The sequence below is a fragment of the Pseudomonas sp. GW821-FHT09H03 genome (assembly GCF_059415945.1).
Genome location: NZ_JBWKOF010000008.1, coordinates 301273 through 315962 on the forward strand (window position 1 = coordinate 301273; position 14690 = coordinate 315962).

General features: G+C 61.0%; 14 protein-coding genes. 12 read left to right on the forward strand and 2 right to left on the reverse strand.

The features are described from left to right. Window positions 1–59: 59 nt before the first annotated feature. Genes AC07OG_RS14190 through AC07OG_RS14210 form a run of 5 tightly spaced genes read left to right on the forward strand, consistent with a single transcriptional unit; the run spans window position 60 to window position 7114 of the window. Window positions 60–1259 carry an ATP-grasp domain-containing protein gene (locus AC07OG_RS14190; RefSeq protein WP_495067314.1) on the forward strand — a complete coding sequence of 400 codons (1200 nt, stop codon included), beginning with the start codon at window positions 60–62 and terminating at the stop codon, window positions 1257–1259. Next, window positions 1256–3037: an IucA/IucC family protein gene (locus AC07OG_RS14195; protein ID WP_495067315.1), complete on the forward strand. Its 1782-nt coding sequence runs from the start codon at window positions 1256–1258 to the stop codon at window positions 3035–3037. Before AC07OG_RS14190 ends, AC07OG_RS14195 begins: the two co-directional genes overlap by 4 nt. Then, window positions 3022–4164 carry an MFS transporter gene (locus tag AC07OG_RS14200; RefSeq protein WP_495067316.1) on the forward strand — a complete coding sequence of 381 codons (1143 nt, stop codon included), beginning with the start codon at window positions 3022–3024 and terminating at the stop codon, window positions 4162–4164. Before AC07OG_RS14195 ends, AC07OG_RS14200 begins: the two co-directional genes overlap by 16 nt. Further along, window positions 4161–5933 carry an IucA/IucC family protein gene (locus tag AC07OG_RS14205; RefSeq protein ID WP_495067317.1) on the forward strand — a complete coding sequence of 591 codons (1773 nt, stop codon included), beginning with the start codon at window positions 4161–4163 and terminating at the stop codon, window positions 5931–5933. Before AC07OG_RS14200 ends, AC07OG_RS14205 begins: the two co-directional genes overlap by 4 nt. After that, window positions 5930–7114: a type III PLP-dependent enzyme gene (locus AC07OG_RS14210; protein ID WP_495067318.1), complete on the forward strand. Its 1185-nt coding sequence runs from the start codon at window positions 5930–5932 to the stop codon at window positions 7112–7114. The genes AC07OG_RS14205 and AC07OG_RS14210 overlap by 4 nt, the downstream gene beginning before the upstream one ends. 53 nt (window positions 7115–7167) lie before the next feature. On the opposite strand, the gene AC07OG_RS14215 is transcribed toward AC07OG_RS14210, so the two are convergent. Next, window positions 7168–8292, reverse strand: a complete 1125-nt coding sequence (locus AC07OG_RS14215; protein ID WP_495067319.1) for an OpgC family protein — start codon at window positions 8290–8292, stop codon at window positions 7168–7170. Window positions 8293–8542: 250 nt separating this feature from the next. On the opposite strand from AC07OG_RS14215, the gene AC07OG_RS14220 reads away from it, so the two are divergent. From AC07OG_RS14220 to AC07OG_RS14230, 3 genes are read left to right on the forward strand one after another with little or no spacing between them, the layout of a single operon-like run. Beyond that, complete coding sequence (locus tag AC07OG_RS14220; RefSeq protein WP_060543182.1) at window positions 8543–8917, forward strand: GtrA family protein; 375 nt, start codon at window positions 8543–8545, stop codon at window positions 8915–8917. Further along, window positions 8914–9879, forward strand: a complete 966-nt coding sequence (locus AC07OG_RS14225; protein ID WP_495067320.1) for a glycosyltransferase family 2 protein — start codon at window positions 8914–8916, stop codon at window positions 9877–9879. The genes AC07OG_RS14220 and AC07OG_RS14225 overlap by 4 nt, the downstream gene beginning before the upstream one ends. Window positions 9880–9884: 5 nt before the next feature. Then, window positions 9885–11417 carry a glycosyltransferase family 39 protein gene (locus tag AC07OG_RS14230; RefSeq protein ID WP_495067331.1) on the forward strand — a complete coding sequence of 511 codons (1533 nt, stop codon included), beginning with the start codon at window positions 9885–9887 and terminating at the stop codon, window positions 11415–11417. Between the two features lie 22 nt (window positions 11418–11439). Here the strand turns inward: AC07OG_RS14230 and AC07OG_RS14235 are convergent, their stop codons facing one another. Continuing rightward, window positions 11440–13059, reverse strand: coding sequence for an FMN-binding glutamate synthase family protein (locus AC07OG_RS14235; protein WP_495067321.1), 1620 nt, complete (start codon window positions 13057–13059; stop codon window positions 11440–11442). Window positions 13060–13314: 255 nt separating this feature from the next. Between AC07OG_RS14235 and AC07OG_RS14240 the strand changes: the two genes are divergently transcribed. The 4 genes from AC07OG_RS14240 to AC07OG_RS14255 form a co-directional block, all read left to right on the forward strand. Beyond that, window positions 13315–13749 (forward strand): NUDIX hydrolase, encoded by a 435-nt coding sequence (locus AC07OG_RS14240; protein ID WP_495067322.1) that lies wholly within the window; start codon window positions 13315–13317, stop codon window positions 13747–13749. A gap of 21 nt (window positions 13750–13770) precedes the next feature. Continuing rightward, window positions 13771–13893, forward strand: coding sequence for a hypothetical protein (locus AC07OG_RS14245; RefSeq protein ID WP_256352678.1), 123 nt, complete (start codon window positions 13771–13773; stop codon window positions 13891–13893). Between the two features lie 2 nt (window positions 13894–13895). Next, a complete protein-coding gene (locus AC07OG_RS14250) occupies window positions 13896–14393 on the forward strand; it encodes a GNAT family N-acetyltransferase (RefSeq protein WP_495067323.1) in 498 nt (165 codons plus the stop codon). Window positions 14394–14441: 48 nt separating this feature from the next. After that, window positions 14442–14690: N-acetyltransferase (locus AC07OG_RS14255; protein WP_495067324.1), on the forward strand; the 249-nt coding region annotated here is incomplete at its 3' end.

Sequence of the window (14690 nt, forward strand, 5' to 3'; positions counted from 1 at the left end):
CCCGTAAACCAGTTGCCCGATCCCGCGGGACGGGCAACTGCTGCCTCCAGGAACCTGCCATGCAACGACCATTCGTCATCCTTGCTCATGTCGCCCACCCTGCAATTCTGGAGGGCTTCGTGCCTGCCGCGCACAAACGCGGATTGCCGATCGTGGTCATTACCGACCACGCTCAGGAGCACAGACGCCTGCTCGCCACTTCGGCTATTTCGCCGCAACAACTGCAGGTGATCGAGTGCGATGTGTTCAATCCGCTCGCAGTCATCGAGATGATCAATGGTCAAGGCCTGCGTCCTGCCGCCGTGTTCTCCAACAGCGATCACCTGCAGACCGCAACAGCCATGGTTGCCGAGGCCTTCGAATGCCCCGGCAAGGACTGGCGGCTGTGCTACGCGGCGAAGAACAAGGCGGCCATGCGCGAACGCATGCAGCGCCTGGGTCTGCCCGGGCCATGGTTCCAGGTGCTCACATCGAACGCCGCAGTGCCGAGCGATGCACCGTGGCCGGTGGTCGCCAAGCCCCGCGAAGGCGTCGCCAGCCTCGACGTCAGACTGTGTCACAACGCCGCTGAATTGAGCGCTTACTGCGAGAGCTTCTGGCTGCAGCAACCGGATCGGGCATTGCTGCTGGAGGCGTACATGGAAGGCCCGTTGTTCACCCTCGAAACCCTGGGCGACGGGCGCAATCTGCAAGCTATCGGCGGCTTCGACGTCAGCCTTTCTGCACCACCGCATTTCGTCGAGCTGGCGGCGCGCTGGAATGGTCCGCTGTGCAGTTCCCAGCGTGCCGCCGCGCTGGCTCAAGTCGCAGCGTTCGGGGTCAATTTCGGGGTCTGTCACAGCGAGTTCATTCTGACCGCGCAAGGTCCGGTGCTGGTCGAGATCAATTATCGCAGCATCGGCGATGGCCGCGAGTTCCTGCTTGATCGGCTGCTGCCACAGGGCTGGTTCGACCGCATCGTCGCTCTGCATCTGGGTGACCGCCTGATCGAGGCGCAGCCGGCGCAAGCCGCAGCCACCGTTCATTACTTGGTTGCCGATCGTTCGGGGCGCCTGGATCAGGCCAGTGCCAGCTTCAACGTTGAGCGGGAAGGCCATTGGTGCGATTACCGGGCGCTGCACACTACCGGCGACACCGTGACCATCAGCCATTCCAACAAGGATTATGTCGGTGTCCTGCGACTGATCGCGCCGGATGAAACGAGCCTGGACGCGCAATTGAACTCGATGCTCGGCGACCTGAAGTGGGTGGTCGCATGAGCCTGCGACCGGAGGACGCGGATCAGGCGTTCATGACCCAACGTATTATCGATTGCTGCCTGCGCGAGGACATCCGTGAGATCGTCAGCGCAGGGCGGATCGGCACGTTGCCAGCAGCCCTTGGCCAGCTCTTGCCACAACAGTGCGACGCAAGCTGGCTGTGCATCACCCACCTGGGCGCCGATGAACTCTGGCTGCCTGTGGTCAAGGCCTATCCATTGCAGGACTGGGTGGGTACGGGCGACGCCTGGATCAAGGTGTCGGCAGACAACCCCGGCGAGGTTCAACACGGCTACCGGCTGTGGCTGAGCCACCTGAGCCACGGACTGGACGAAGAAAGCCTGACGCTGTTTGCCGCGTACTTGAAGGAGGCCGATTGCGCGACCGAACACCGGGCGCTGTGCAATCAGGCGTATCGCCAATATGCGCCGGCGCTGAACGACGTGACTGGCCTGCCGGACTGGTCGCAGCGGTTACTGAAAATCGATCAACTGGCGAGTTACCTCGATCACCCGTTCTATCCAACGGCGCGGGCCAAAAGTGGCTTCGATGCCGCCGCGCTCAAAGGCTACGCGCCGGAGTTTGCACCGCGCTTCGAGCTCAACTGGCTGGCGATTCCCAACCACGCCCTGACCCTGACCAGCCCGCAACCGCCTCACTGGCCGGACTTCGAGGAAGTCGGCCTGTCACCGACCTTGCACAACACCCATTCGTTATTGCCGGTACACCCGCTGACCTGGAGCGAACTTGAGCAATACGGCCTGCCTGAAGGAACCCTCAAGGCGCCACGTTCGGCCATGCCGGTCGAGCCCACGCTGTCGGTGCGCACGGTGGTCTGTATCGATCAACCGCAGTGGCATATCAAGCTGCCGTTGTTGGTCAGCACGCTCGGCGCGCGCAATTTGCGCCTGATCAAACCGAGCACGCTGTACGACGGTCACTGGTTCCAGACCACACTGCTGGCCTTGACCGAGCGCGATCCGGCACTGGCCTCACGTTTCTTGCACGTCGACGAAAAGCATGGAGGGCATGCCGCCGAGAGTCGGCACCTGGCCTATATCGTGCGCCGTTATCCGGTGGGCCTGGACAAGGTCACCCTGGTACCTGTCGCGGCATTGGCCAGCCCGCTTGCCGATGGAAGCCTGTTCCTCGAACAACTGGTCGAGCGCTTCTACGCAGGTTCCTGGCAACACTGGTTGGGCGAATACCTCGATCTGTTGCTGCAGGTCCATCTGCGTCTGTGGTTGCGCTATGGCATTGCACTGGAAGCCAACCAGCAGAACGCCGTATTGATGTTCGAACAAGGCCAGCCCTTGCGCCTGCTGATGAAGGACAACGACGCCGCGCGGCTGTGGCCTCGGCGCTTCGCGGCGGCCTGCCCGGATCTCGCTGACCTGCCGGCAGCGTTGCAGGATGAACGCATTCGCGTCGACAGCACCCAGCCGTTGGCCGAAATGTTCTGCACCATCACCTTGCAGCTCAATATCGTGGCGATCCTGGAAGCCATCGCCACCGCGGGGCTGGCAACACGTTGCAGTCTGTACGGCATGCTGCGCCAGAGATTGATGAACTGCCTGCATCAACTCGAAGCCGAAGGCATCGATTGCCATGACGCGCACCGATGGCTGTTGGACAAGCCGAAACTGCCGGTCAAATATTTGCTCAGCGCTGGCAGCCTGTTCAGCAAGGCGCATTCCGGTGCCAGCGATATCAACAAGTTCTATGGCTACAGTGCGGCAAACTTTCTGCTGGAGGATGTGCCATGCAACGGCGCCTGATCACCAGCGTCCTGTTGGGGCATTACTTGTCCGCCTTCACTGCGCTCGGTATTCCGTTGTACCTGCCGCGCATCCTCGCCGATCTCGCGCCTGACACACCTGGCTGGGCCATTGGTGTGCTGTTCGTCCTGCCGACACTCTGCACCGCACTGGCGGCGCCGATGTGGGGGCGCTGGGCCGACCGAAACGGATGTCGGCTGTCGTTGCTGCGTGCCCACGCCGGGTTGTTCGCCGGCTTTCTGCTGGCCGGCTTCAGCCCGAATCTGCCGGTGTTCGTCCTGGCGTTGATCATCCAGGGCACCTTCGGCGGGGCGATGGCGGCGTCCAACGCCTACCTGTCGACCCAGTTCAAGCAGGGCGATCTGTCCCGGGCCCTGAACTGGACGCAGTATTCGGCGCGCCTGGCGATGATCAGCGGCCCGATCCTGTTGGGACTGATGACCTCGCAAGGCCTGGGATTGAGTCTGTATCGCTATCTGGCCTGGCTGCCATTGCTGGCTTTCGTGCTCATCCTGCCGTTGCCCAACGACGCCCCCCAAAATGCCTTGGGCAGCAAGGTCGCCAAGGCCTTGGGTGAGCTGCCACCAGACCTGCCGCGGCTGCTGGCCGTGCAGTTCCTGTTCAGCTTCGCGATGGTCGTCACCTTTCCCTATTTCGTGCCGTTCGGCGAACAGTTGGGCATTGGCAGCGATGCCTTGATTGGCGTGCTCTACAGCCTGCCGCATGTGGTTTATCTGCTGGCGTTGCCCTGGGTCCAGAAGCATCAGGGCAACCTGCTGCTGCCGGGGCTGGCGCTGTTGGCCATCAGTAACGCGCTGCAATTCTGGAGCGTGCAGGCCGAACCGCTGTTTGCGCTGCGTCTGCTCAGCGGCGCCGGCATTTTGCTCAGTTTTGTCGGCCTGCACCGATGCCTGAGCCAGCGCAGCCGCGCAGGCAGCGCCGGCCGCCTGTTCGGCTGGTTCGACTCCAGCGGCAAATGGGCCGGCACCGCTGCCGGTGTCACCGCCGCCCTGGTCAGTCAGGCCTGTGGCGTCGCGTCACCCTTTCTCGTTGCGTGTCTGGCGGCCATCGCGGCCATGGTGCTCGCATACCCTCTACTGAAAACTTCCCGGGAGATTCCAGCATGACGCTCGCTAAAACTGCATCGCTCGTCGCCGTATCCCTGAATGACCATGCCCTGGATGGCGAAGCCCAGCGCCATGCCATCGAGTGCCTGCTCAATTGCTATCTGCGCGAATACGCATTGCCGCGCAACGAAGCCATCTTGAACTATCAGGCGCAGGATCTGCCGATGAGCCTGCGCCAGGTCAACGGCCGTTGCATCTGCATTCAACTGCCCAATGGCCGCTTGGTGGTACGCGTCGGTCGCGTCAGCATCCTGGGTCGTTGCCACTACATCAGCGCCCCCTATTTCAAAGGCAACAACCAGAGCTGGCGGCCGTTGAACGCCGCTGAACTGGCGCGGCTGATCTGTACGCCGCTGAGCGGTGCCGAGCGCGTCGACGAGATGCTGCAGCAGGTCGCCAACAGCCTGCAGATCACCCGCACCTTCCTGCGTCACGCCCGCCCGGCCAATGAATCTGCCGACAGCCTGCTGGCGTCCGAGCAACATCAGCTGTGGGGCCATGCCTTGCATCCGACCCCGAAAAGTCGTGAGGGCATCTCCCATGACGATTTGCTGGCCTGCTCGCCGGAAGTCGGCGCCAGCTTCCAGTTGCACTGGTTCAAGGTCGATCCGACGCTGCTTCGTCATCAGGGCGAGGATCCGCGCAGCACCTTGCGTCAGCTCTCTGGCCGCGACGACGCTTATCCGTGCCACCCTTGGGAAGTCACCCGGGTGCTGGCCGATCCGCTGGTGCAGCGCGCGCAACAACAGGGCCTTATCGAATACCTTGGTCCCCTGGGGCAAGCCATGTACCCGACGTCGTCGGTGCGCACGCTCTACCATCCAGAGATGGCGTACTTCCTGAAGTTCTCGATGCACGTGCGCCTGACCAACTGTGTGCGCAAGAACGCCTGGTATGAACTCGATAGCGCCGTGGCCCTCACGCACCTGCTCGGCCCGATCATGGACGAGTTGGCGACGCAACAGCCCGGTTTCATGCTGATGCCCGAACCCAGCGCCACCAGCCTGGACCTCAGTGCCCTGGGTACGCTGGAAGAGGCCCGCGAAGTCACCGAATGCTTCGGTATCGTTTACCGACAAAACCTTGCCGTCGCCGACCGTGAGCGCTATCGACCGCAAGTGGCAATGGCTCTGTTCACCTGGGATCAACAAGGTCGCAGTGTCTGCCGTCAACAGGTCCAGCGCTACGCCGACAACGCCGGCTTGAGCATCGAGCAAGCCACATCGAACTGGCTGGATGCCTATGCCACCCAGATGCTCGGCGGCGTGCTGTACTGCCTGTTCAATCAGGGGGTGGTGCTGGAGCCGCATTTGCAGAACACGGTCATCGGCTTCGCTGAAGACGGCTTGCCCAGCCAGGTCTGGATTCGTGATCTGGAAGGGACCAAGTTGGTCCCGCAAATCTGGCCCGCCGAACGCCTGAGCGCGCTGGATGAACGTACCCGGCAATCGGTTTACTACAGTGCGCAAAAGGCCTGGCAACGGGTGGGTTACTGCGCACTGGTGAATAATCTGGGCGAAGCGATCTTCCATCTGGCCAACGGCAGCGACGCGCTGGAGCAGCGTTTGTGGGCGCGTATCGGCGATCTGCTGCACAGGCAGTCCGCGCGTCTTGGCCATCCACCGGAACTGCGTGAGTTGTGCGCCGGCGCACCTTTCCCAAGCAAGGAAAACTTCATGACGCGACTGATGATGCGCGCCGACCGCGAGGCCGGATACACCTCACTGCACAGCCCGCTGGCGATCATTGAAACGAGGAAACGCGCATGAGCCTTCCGGTCTGCGTCACCCAACGCATCGAGCAACTCAAGGCTGAAAATGATGAGCCATTGTGCGCCTACGTCTACGACCTGCCGGCCCTTGAGCGGCACGTCAAGGCGATGCGCCAGGTACTGCCGCAAAACTGCGAATTGTTCTACGCCGCCAAGGCCAACCCGGAAGCCCCGGTGCTGAAAACCCTGGCGCCCTGGGTGGACGGTTTCGAGGCGGCCTCGGGCGGTGAACTGACGTGGCTGCATGAGCAGTGCCCCGACCAGCCGCTGATCTTTGGTGGCCCCGGCAAGCTTGATCGCGAACTGGACATTGCCTTGCAATACCGCATATCGGCATTCCATGTGGAGAGCGTGAGCGAATTGCGCAACCTGGCCCGCATCGCCAGCGAACGCGGGGTGCGAGCCCCCGTGATGTTGCGGCTGAACCTGAAACTGGCCCAGGCACCGCAGAGCCGCTTGGTCATGGGCGGCAAACCCACGCCATTCGGGCTGGACGAAGAGGGGCTCGCCAGTGCCCTGCAAGTGCTGCAGCAAGAGCCGTCGCTGCAGCTTGAGGGGCTGCACTTTCACTTGCTCTCGCATCAGCTGGACGTCGATGCGCACCTTGAACTGATTCGCAGCTACTTCCTGACCTTCCGCCAATTGTGCCGCGACCATGAGCTGCAACTGCCAATACTGAATGTTGGCGGCGGGATGGGCATCAACTATCAGGATGCCGCGCAGTCGTTCGACTGGCCACGGTTTTGCCAGGGCCTGAAAGGGTTGATCGATGAGTACGACATGGGCACGACCCGGGTGCGTTTCGAAATCGGCCGTTTCATCAGCGCAGCCTGTGGTTACTACGTGATGCAGGTGCTGGACATCAAGAGCAGCCACGGCGAATTCTTTGCCATCAGCCGCGGTGGTACTCACCACTTCCGTACGCCTGCAGCTCAGGGTCACGATCATCCCTTCACGGTGCTGCGCGGCACACAGGAGGCACAGCTCAAGGATCAGACCGTCACGCTGGTGGGGCAGCTGTGTACGCCCAAGGACGTCCTTGCCCGGCAACAACCGGTGGCGCAGTTGGCGACAGGAGACCTGCTGGTGTTCACCCTCGCGGGCGCCTATGCCTGGAACATCTCGCACCAGAACTTCCTGATGCACGAACCGCCGTTGAAGGTTTTTATCGAGCACTGATGCCACAGCTATCGAGCGGTGCAACGCCGAATTGACGAGGGGTCAATTCGGCTCTACGTGGCAAGCACTGGCGCCGGTTTGTTCAAGCGCTTGTTGAATTCCAGCCACAGCGCCAGCAATGCCATCAAACCGGCCCCGGCCAGCGCCGTGCAGATCTGCATGGCGACGGCATCGTCGGTCAATGCGTTGAGCATGTCGGCCAAGGGCGCCAGCAGTACGCCCAGACAGAATATCTCCAGGGAAAAACGCCCCATGCGGCAGCTTTGCTGCGCGAGCCAGTTCTGCGTCCATCCGGTGTCTGGAAGCAGTTTCGCCGTGACGTAGGCCAGCGCCAGGAAGTGCAACAGGCGCACCGGCGACAGGTCGGTCTTGCTGATCGGATACAACAGCTTGTTCAGGCTGTCCGGCACCACGGCATCGTGCAGCTGCGGCCAGCGCCACAGGAGGGTGAGCACTGCTGCGGCCGCCACGTACATCGCTGCACTGATGAACAACGGCTGGCGTAGCAGTGGCCGGGTTTCGGGTACGCGTGGGCGCTGCGAGAGCACTGCGGCGGCGCCGCCGAGCACGAACAGCAATTGCCAAGCGACGGGGTTGAAGTACCACACGCCATCCTTGATGGCGGCCAGGTTCCAGCCAAACAGCGGAACCGTCAGGTACAGCGCCAACGACACCGCCACCACCGGCCAGACTTTGCGCACCAGTATCGGCAGCACCAGCGGCAAGCCGGCCAGCAGCACGATGTACAGCGGCAGGGGGTCCATCAGGTTTGGCTTGAAGCGCAACAGCAGCTCATCGATCAGGGCCTGCTGCGGGTCGCTGATGAAGTGGCGCATGCCCATTTCTTCCACCAGGTCGCGGGTTTCCACGTGGCTGTTGGCGAAGAACACGATGCCCATCAGCATCGCCAGCAGGAAGATATGCACCACGTAGAGCACCCAGGCACGACGCAGGATTTTCACGCAGGCAATCAGGAAACCTTCCCGCGCCAGGACCTTGCCGTAGGCTAGTACCGCGGCAAAACCGGCCAGAAACACGAAGACTTCGGCGGCGTCGCTGAAGCCGAAGTTACGCAGGGTGATTTGCCCCAGCGGGTTGTGGGGCACGTGATCCCAAAAGATGAAGATCAATGCCAGACCACGAAAAAAATCGATCCGGTGATCGCGTTCGAATGTCATGACAGCAGGCTCTTGAACGAGTGTTGAACAAAGGCGTAGCGAAGTAGCGAAAGGTTGCGCGCCGCACATAGGCGGCGCGAAGGGTGGCTTGATTCGCGGGCGAATGCAAAGTCGGGGTATTTCGGAATGTCTCCGGCTTTACACAAGTTGGATACCGCTGGTCTGAAAGGGGGGGCTACCTGCGATTTCTGACAGTAGACAAGCTCAAATCAATATAGGTGGCACAACGATTGAGCATAGGGTTGTCAGCATGAGACGGTTATGGAAAGGATTGTCCAGCTACACGGTGATCGGGGTCGCAAACACCCTGATTCACTGGCAGATCTTCTTCCTGCTGAGCGTGGCGGCGGGCCTGCGGCAGGCGGTCAGCAATCTGTTGGCCTTCTGCGTGGCCGCCTCGTTTTCCTTCTACATGAATGCGCTGTACACCTTTGACAGCAAGGCGTCGGTTGGCGGGTATCTGCTGTTCATGGTGGCAATGGGGGCACTGAGCTTTGCTGTAGGCCATCTCGGTGACCTGTGGCGGCTGCACGGCTTGCTGACTGTCGCGCTGTTTTCGGCGTTGAGCCTGGTGTTCGGCTTCCTGTTTTCCAAGTACGTGGTGTTTCGCGAGCGTGACGCATGAAGGTCTCGTTGATCGTTCCGGTATTCAATGAAGAACAGTCGATAGAGCTGTTCTACCAGGCCGTGCGCCAGGAACCGTCCCTGAGCCGGTTTCAGATTGAAATCGTCTTCATCAATGACGGCAGCACCGATCGCACACTGGTGCTGGCCAGTGAAATTGCCCGGCACGACAGCGATGTGCTGTTGATCAACTTCTCGCGAAATTTCGGCAAGGAGCCTGCGTTGTTTGCTGGCCTGGAACATGCCACTGGCGACGCCGTCATTCCCATGGACGTGGATCTGCAGGACCCGATCAGCGTCATTTCGCGGCTCATCGAGGAATGGATCAATGGCGCTGAAGTGGTGCTGGCCAAACGGCGCGACCGTTCGGCCGACGGCTATTTCAAACGGCATTTCGCCGGCATGTTCTATCACCTGCTCAACCGGATTGCTTCGACGCGTATCGAGGAGAATGTCGGTGATTTCCGCTTGATGGACCGAAAAGTCGTGGATGTCATCAAGAGTCTGCCGGAGCAGCAGTTGTTCATGAAGGGCGTGCTTTCCTGGGCCGGGTTCAACACCCGGGTCATCGAGTACGATCGGGCTGCGCGTGCAGCCGGTAAAAGCAAATTCAACATCTGGAAATTGTGGAACCTGGCGCTCGAGGGCATCACCTCGTTCAGCACCGTGCCCCTGCGCGTTTGGTCTTACATTGGTGGCGCCATCTCACTCATGGCAGTGGTGTATGCGGTTTACCTGGTCCTGGACAAAATCCTCTTCGGCAACGATGTGCCCGGTTATCCGTCACTGATGACTGCCATTCTGTTCCTGGGCGGTGTACAGCTCGTCGGCATCGGCATCCTGGGCGAATACATCGGCCGCATCTACATGGAGTCCAAGCATCGGCCGCGGTATGTCATCAAGGACATCATCAAAAGCGGCGATGAGCCGACAGAGCTGCACTCACTGAAGAGGATCGTTTGAACGCAGTGGCCGCTGTCCTGGCGAGTCAGCGGCGGTTGTATGCCTATCGAATGGTCCTGATTGCGCTGGTCGGCCTGGCGTTGATCGTCAGGTTTCACGCTATTTCAGGACCGGCGATCTGGTATGACGAAGCCTTCAGCGTGCTGCTCAGCGAGCGAGCGCCGGCACTGATCTGGTTGACTACGGCGGGGGACGTTCACCCGCCGCTGTATTACCTGACTCTTCATTATTGGACGCTGCTGTTCGGCAACAGCGTTGCGTCTGTGCGTGGTTTGAGCGCGGTGGCGGATGTCGGCACCCTGGTGCTTTGTCTCAAGCTGATGAGCCTGCACACGACTCGACGAGCGACCTGCATCGCCGGGATTTTGCTGGTGTTTCTGCCGATATCGGTTCGCTATAGCCAGGAAGCCCGCATGTATGCCTTGCTCGGCTTCTGGCTGATGGCGGCCACGGTCGCGCTGGTGTGCTGGAGCCGCAAGCCGCAAGCGCTGCGGTACGCGATTATCTACGTGCTGTTGATGGTCGCCGCGTTCTATACCCACTACTTTGCGGCGTTATGCGTGCTGGTGCATTGGTGGTACTGGTCCGGGCTGGGGACGGGCGAGCCGACAGTACTACCCGTTCGCAAATGGCTCATGGCCAATGTCGCGATAGTCGCGTTGTATGTGCCCTGGTTGCCTCATCTGTTTGACCAGATCAGGCGCATGGACGGCCTGGAGTGGATCGCGCCGACAACGTGGGACATGTTGCCGGGGCTTGTCTCGCAATTCACCGTGATGACGTCGGCAACCGATGGCGGGTTGTGGTGGGCGCTGGTCGTCACTGCAGTGATGATTGCTTGTTGCGTGCTGGCGTTGCGCGATGTGCGCAACGATCGCCGCTTTACCCTGCTGCTGATCAGCTATTTCTTTGTTTGCGTCACTGCCATTTTTTTGATTTCCTGGATCGTTCCGGTGTTCGTCCCGCGCTATCTGGTCTTTGCCGCCGTGGGTCTGGCCTTGATTGCTGCGGTGATGCTGGATGGACTGGCCGAAAAGCGACCGGTCATTGCTTTGCTCTGCTTGAGCCTGTTTGTGGCGGGCGAGGTGCATGGCGTGTTGAAGGTCTATGCCCAACAGGACGGCTTGAATGGAACCGACGTACGCAAGCTGGCCAGGCTGGATACGGTGGCGCAGGGGATAAAAAGTCAGGCGCAGGCCGGTGATGAGATCATCGTCGACGGGTTGTTCTGGTACCTGCCGTTCAGTTACTACAACACCACAGGTATCCAGCCACGGCTGTACATCTCCAGAGCCGCAGGCGGTGCGCCGGCAGGACCGTTCAACTATGGCGGTTGGCGTCTGATACCCCAGCGGCTGGACTGGATTTTCTTCAATGATGTCTCGACCTTGAAACTCGCGGCAAAACGCGTCTGGTGGGTGACGGGCAAACCCCGGCCCGAGAATGTCGTGGCCTTTCCCAAGGCGTGGAAACAGACGCTCACGCTCACCGGGGGTGAAGTCGAGGCGCGCCTGTTTATTCTGCACAGCGAGCGCTGAAGTCAGCGCAGGGGTTTCAAACTTATGCCGCTACTTCTTCGTTGGCTTCGAAACTGTCCGCCCGTGCCATCTGCCACATCCGCGAGTAGAACTCGCCACTCACTTCGCCGGTCAGCAACTGGCCCGGTTTGAGAAACACGTGCAACTGCGAGAACAGCTTGACCTCGGTGGCCGACATGCGCCGTACCAGGTGTTTGGCCGAGAGTTGTGAAGGGTGTTCAAGACCCGCGGCGGCGAGCATTTCCGCCAGGGCCTTGAGGGTGTTGCGGTGGAAGCTGAACACCCGTTGGGCCTTGTCCGGCACCACCAGCGCGCGCTGGCGCAGGGTGTCCTGGGTGGCGACGCCGGTCGGGCATTTGTTGGTGTGGCAAGACTGCGACTGGATGCAGCCGATGGCGAACATGAAGCCCCGGGCCGAGTTGGCCCAGTCGGCGCCGATGGCCAGCACGCTGGCGATGTCGAACGCGCTGACGATCTTGCCGCTGGCACCGAGTTTGATCTTGTCCCGCAGGTTGAGACCGACGAGGGTGTTGTGCACGAATAGCAGGCCTTCGCGCATCGGCACGCCAATATGGTCGGTGAACTCGACGGGCGCGGCGCCGGTGCCGCCTTCCTTGCCGTCGACCACGATGAAATCGGGAAGGATGCCGGTCTCCAGCATGGCCTTGGCGATGCCCATGAATTCCCATGGGTGGCCGAGGCAGAACTTGAAACCCACCGGTTTGCCACCGGACAAGTCACGCAATTGCTGGATGAAGTGCATCATTTCGATCGGCGTGGAAAACGCGCTGTGGCGCGACGGTGACACGCAGTCCTCGCCCATCAGGATGCCGCGGGTCTCGGCGATCTCTTTAGTGACCTTGTGCTTGGGCAGGATGCCGCCGTGGCCGGGCTTGGCACCCTGGCTCATCTTGATTTCGATCATTCGCACCTGCGGCATTTGCGCCTGTGCGGCAAAGCGTTCCGGGTCGAAGCGGCCGTCGCTGGTGCGGCAGCCAAAGTAACCGCTGCCCAGTTCCCAGGTCAGGTCGCCGCCGTGTTCGCGATGGTACGGGCTGATGCTGCCTTCACCGGTGTCGTGGGCGAAGTTGCCGAGTTTGGCCCCCTGGTTCAATGCGCGAATGGCGTTGGCGCTGAGCGAACCGAAGCTCATGGCCGAGATGTTGAACACCGATGCCGAATACGGTTGGGAGCACTGCGGGCCGCCAACGGTGACGCGGAAACTGCTCGGGTCGCTTAACGGTGCCGGGCGCATGGAGTGGCCGATGAATTCGAAGCCCGATTGATACACGTCGATCAGCGTGCCGAAGGGTTTGTCGGCGGTTTCGTTCTTGGCCCGGGAATACACCAGCGAGCGCTGCGCCCGGGAGAAGGGCAGGGCGTCGCTGTCGGATTCGAGCAGGTATTGGCGGATTTCCGGGCGAATGCCTTCGACCAGATAGCGAATGTTGCCGAGGATCGGGTAGTTGCGGCGCACCGCGTGGGGGCTTTGCAACAGGTCGAACAGGCCGACGAGGCTGAGCACGCCGGTCACGGCGGTGATCGGCCAGAGCCAGTCGTATTCGAGAAAGGGCAGGCTGGCGAGGGTGAAGATCACGCAGACGGCAAAGAAGGCGTAGCGGCTCAGGAGTGACAGGCTCATACGGGTTCCTTGGATCCTTGGGTTCGGACTAGGTATCGTTAAAAGATCGTCCAAACGCGGCCCGATCTTTTCAGGCGTTGTGTGCCCGAGTGATTTACAGCTTACGGGCGATTCCTTTGCCAGGGCAACCGCGAGTGTCAAGCACGCGGGTTTCAGCCCCTGACGAGGCATTGATGGAGCGCCGTCAGCGCGGGCCTTTGCTCACCCGCGGCAGAAATGTGATCCTTGGTGTTTTTAAATCCAGAGCCTTTTTTCATGCCGACTGCTTCTACACCATCCTGCGGTTTGATCCGCATCGCCGCCGCCCTGTTGATCGGCCCCGACGGCCGAACCTTGCTGGTGCGCAAGCGCGGCACCACGGCTTTCATGCAACCGGGTGGCAAGATCGAAGCCCATGAGTTGCCGGTTCAAGCACTGGCCCGTGAACTGGATGAGGAGTTGGGTCTGCTCATTGATCCGCAGCAGGCCAGATTCCTTGGCGAGTTCTCTGCGCCGGCCGCCAACGAACCAGGTTTTGTCGTTCAGGCACAAATCTTTCAACTGGCGATCGCTGCCGACGTTACCCCGGCCGCCGAGATCGAAGAGGTGATCTGGATCGACCCGACCACTGATGCGGGGGTCAGCCTGGCGCCATTGACACGGGACCTGATCCTGCCGTTTTATCGAGCATCACTGACCGCGATTGCCTGATCATCCACGCCGAGGACCGCCATGATCCCGCTCCAGGACTTGCTGATTTTCGCCGCTGAGCCATTGCTGGTGGTGCGGGCACCCGCAGCGTTCCATCTGTCCCCGGCGCCGCGCTTGATGCCTGAACAAAAACGGATGGCCTGAGCATGTGGATCGAGCGCCTGGACGCCAGCCATGCCCTGGCTTATCGAGAGTTGATGCTCGAAGCCTATGACCTGCATCCGCAGGCGTTCACTTCCAGTGTGCGCGAGCGTGCGGCAATGCCGTTGAGTTGGTGGGAGGCGCGCCTGACCGGCAAGATGGAAGTGGTTCTCGGAGCGTTCGCAGAGGGACGCCTGGCGGGCATCGTCGGCCTCGCTTTCGAATATCGCGAGAAGGCCCGGCATAAAGTGACGCTGTTCGGCATGTACGTGACCGGCAAGGTCCGCCAGGGCGGGATTGGTCGGCAACTGGTCGAGGCAGCGTTGGCCGAAGCGCAGCGTCATCAGGGTTTGCGCCTGATCAAGCTGACTGTCACCGCCGGCAATGTTGCCGCGATCAACCTGTACCTGCGTTGCAGTTTCGTCCAGTTCGGGCTGGAACCGATGGCGGTGCGGGTGGGTGAGGAATACTTCGACAAGATCCATATGTGGCGCGAGCTCTAAGTCCACCACGATCAAAAATGTGGGAGCGGGCTTGCTCACGAAAGCGCAGTGTCAGTCGACATCAGCTTGACTGATACACCGCTTTCGCGAGCAAGCCCGCTCCCACAGGTTGATTGCGTTTCAGCGGACTCTTGGCCGTCAGCAAAAAATCATGCATGTACGGCGCATCTTACCGTCACCGCCGGCAATGTTGCCGCGATCAACCTGTACCTGCGTTGCGGTTTCGTCCAGTTCGGGCTGGAACCGATGGCGGTGCGGGTGGGCGAGGATTACTTCGACAAGATCCATATGTGGCGC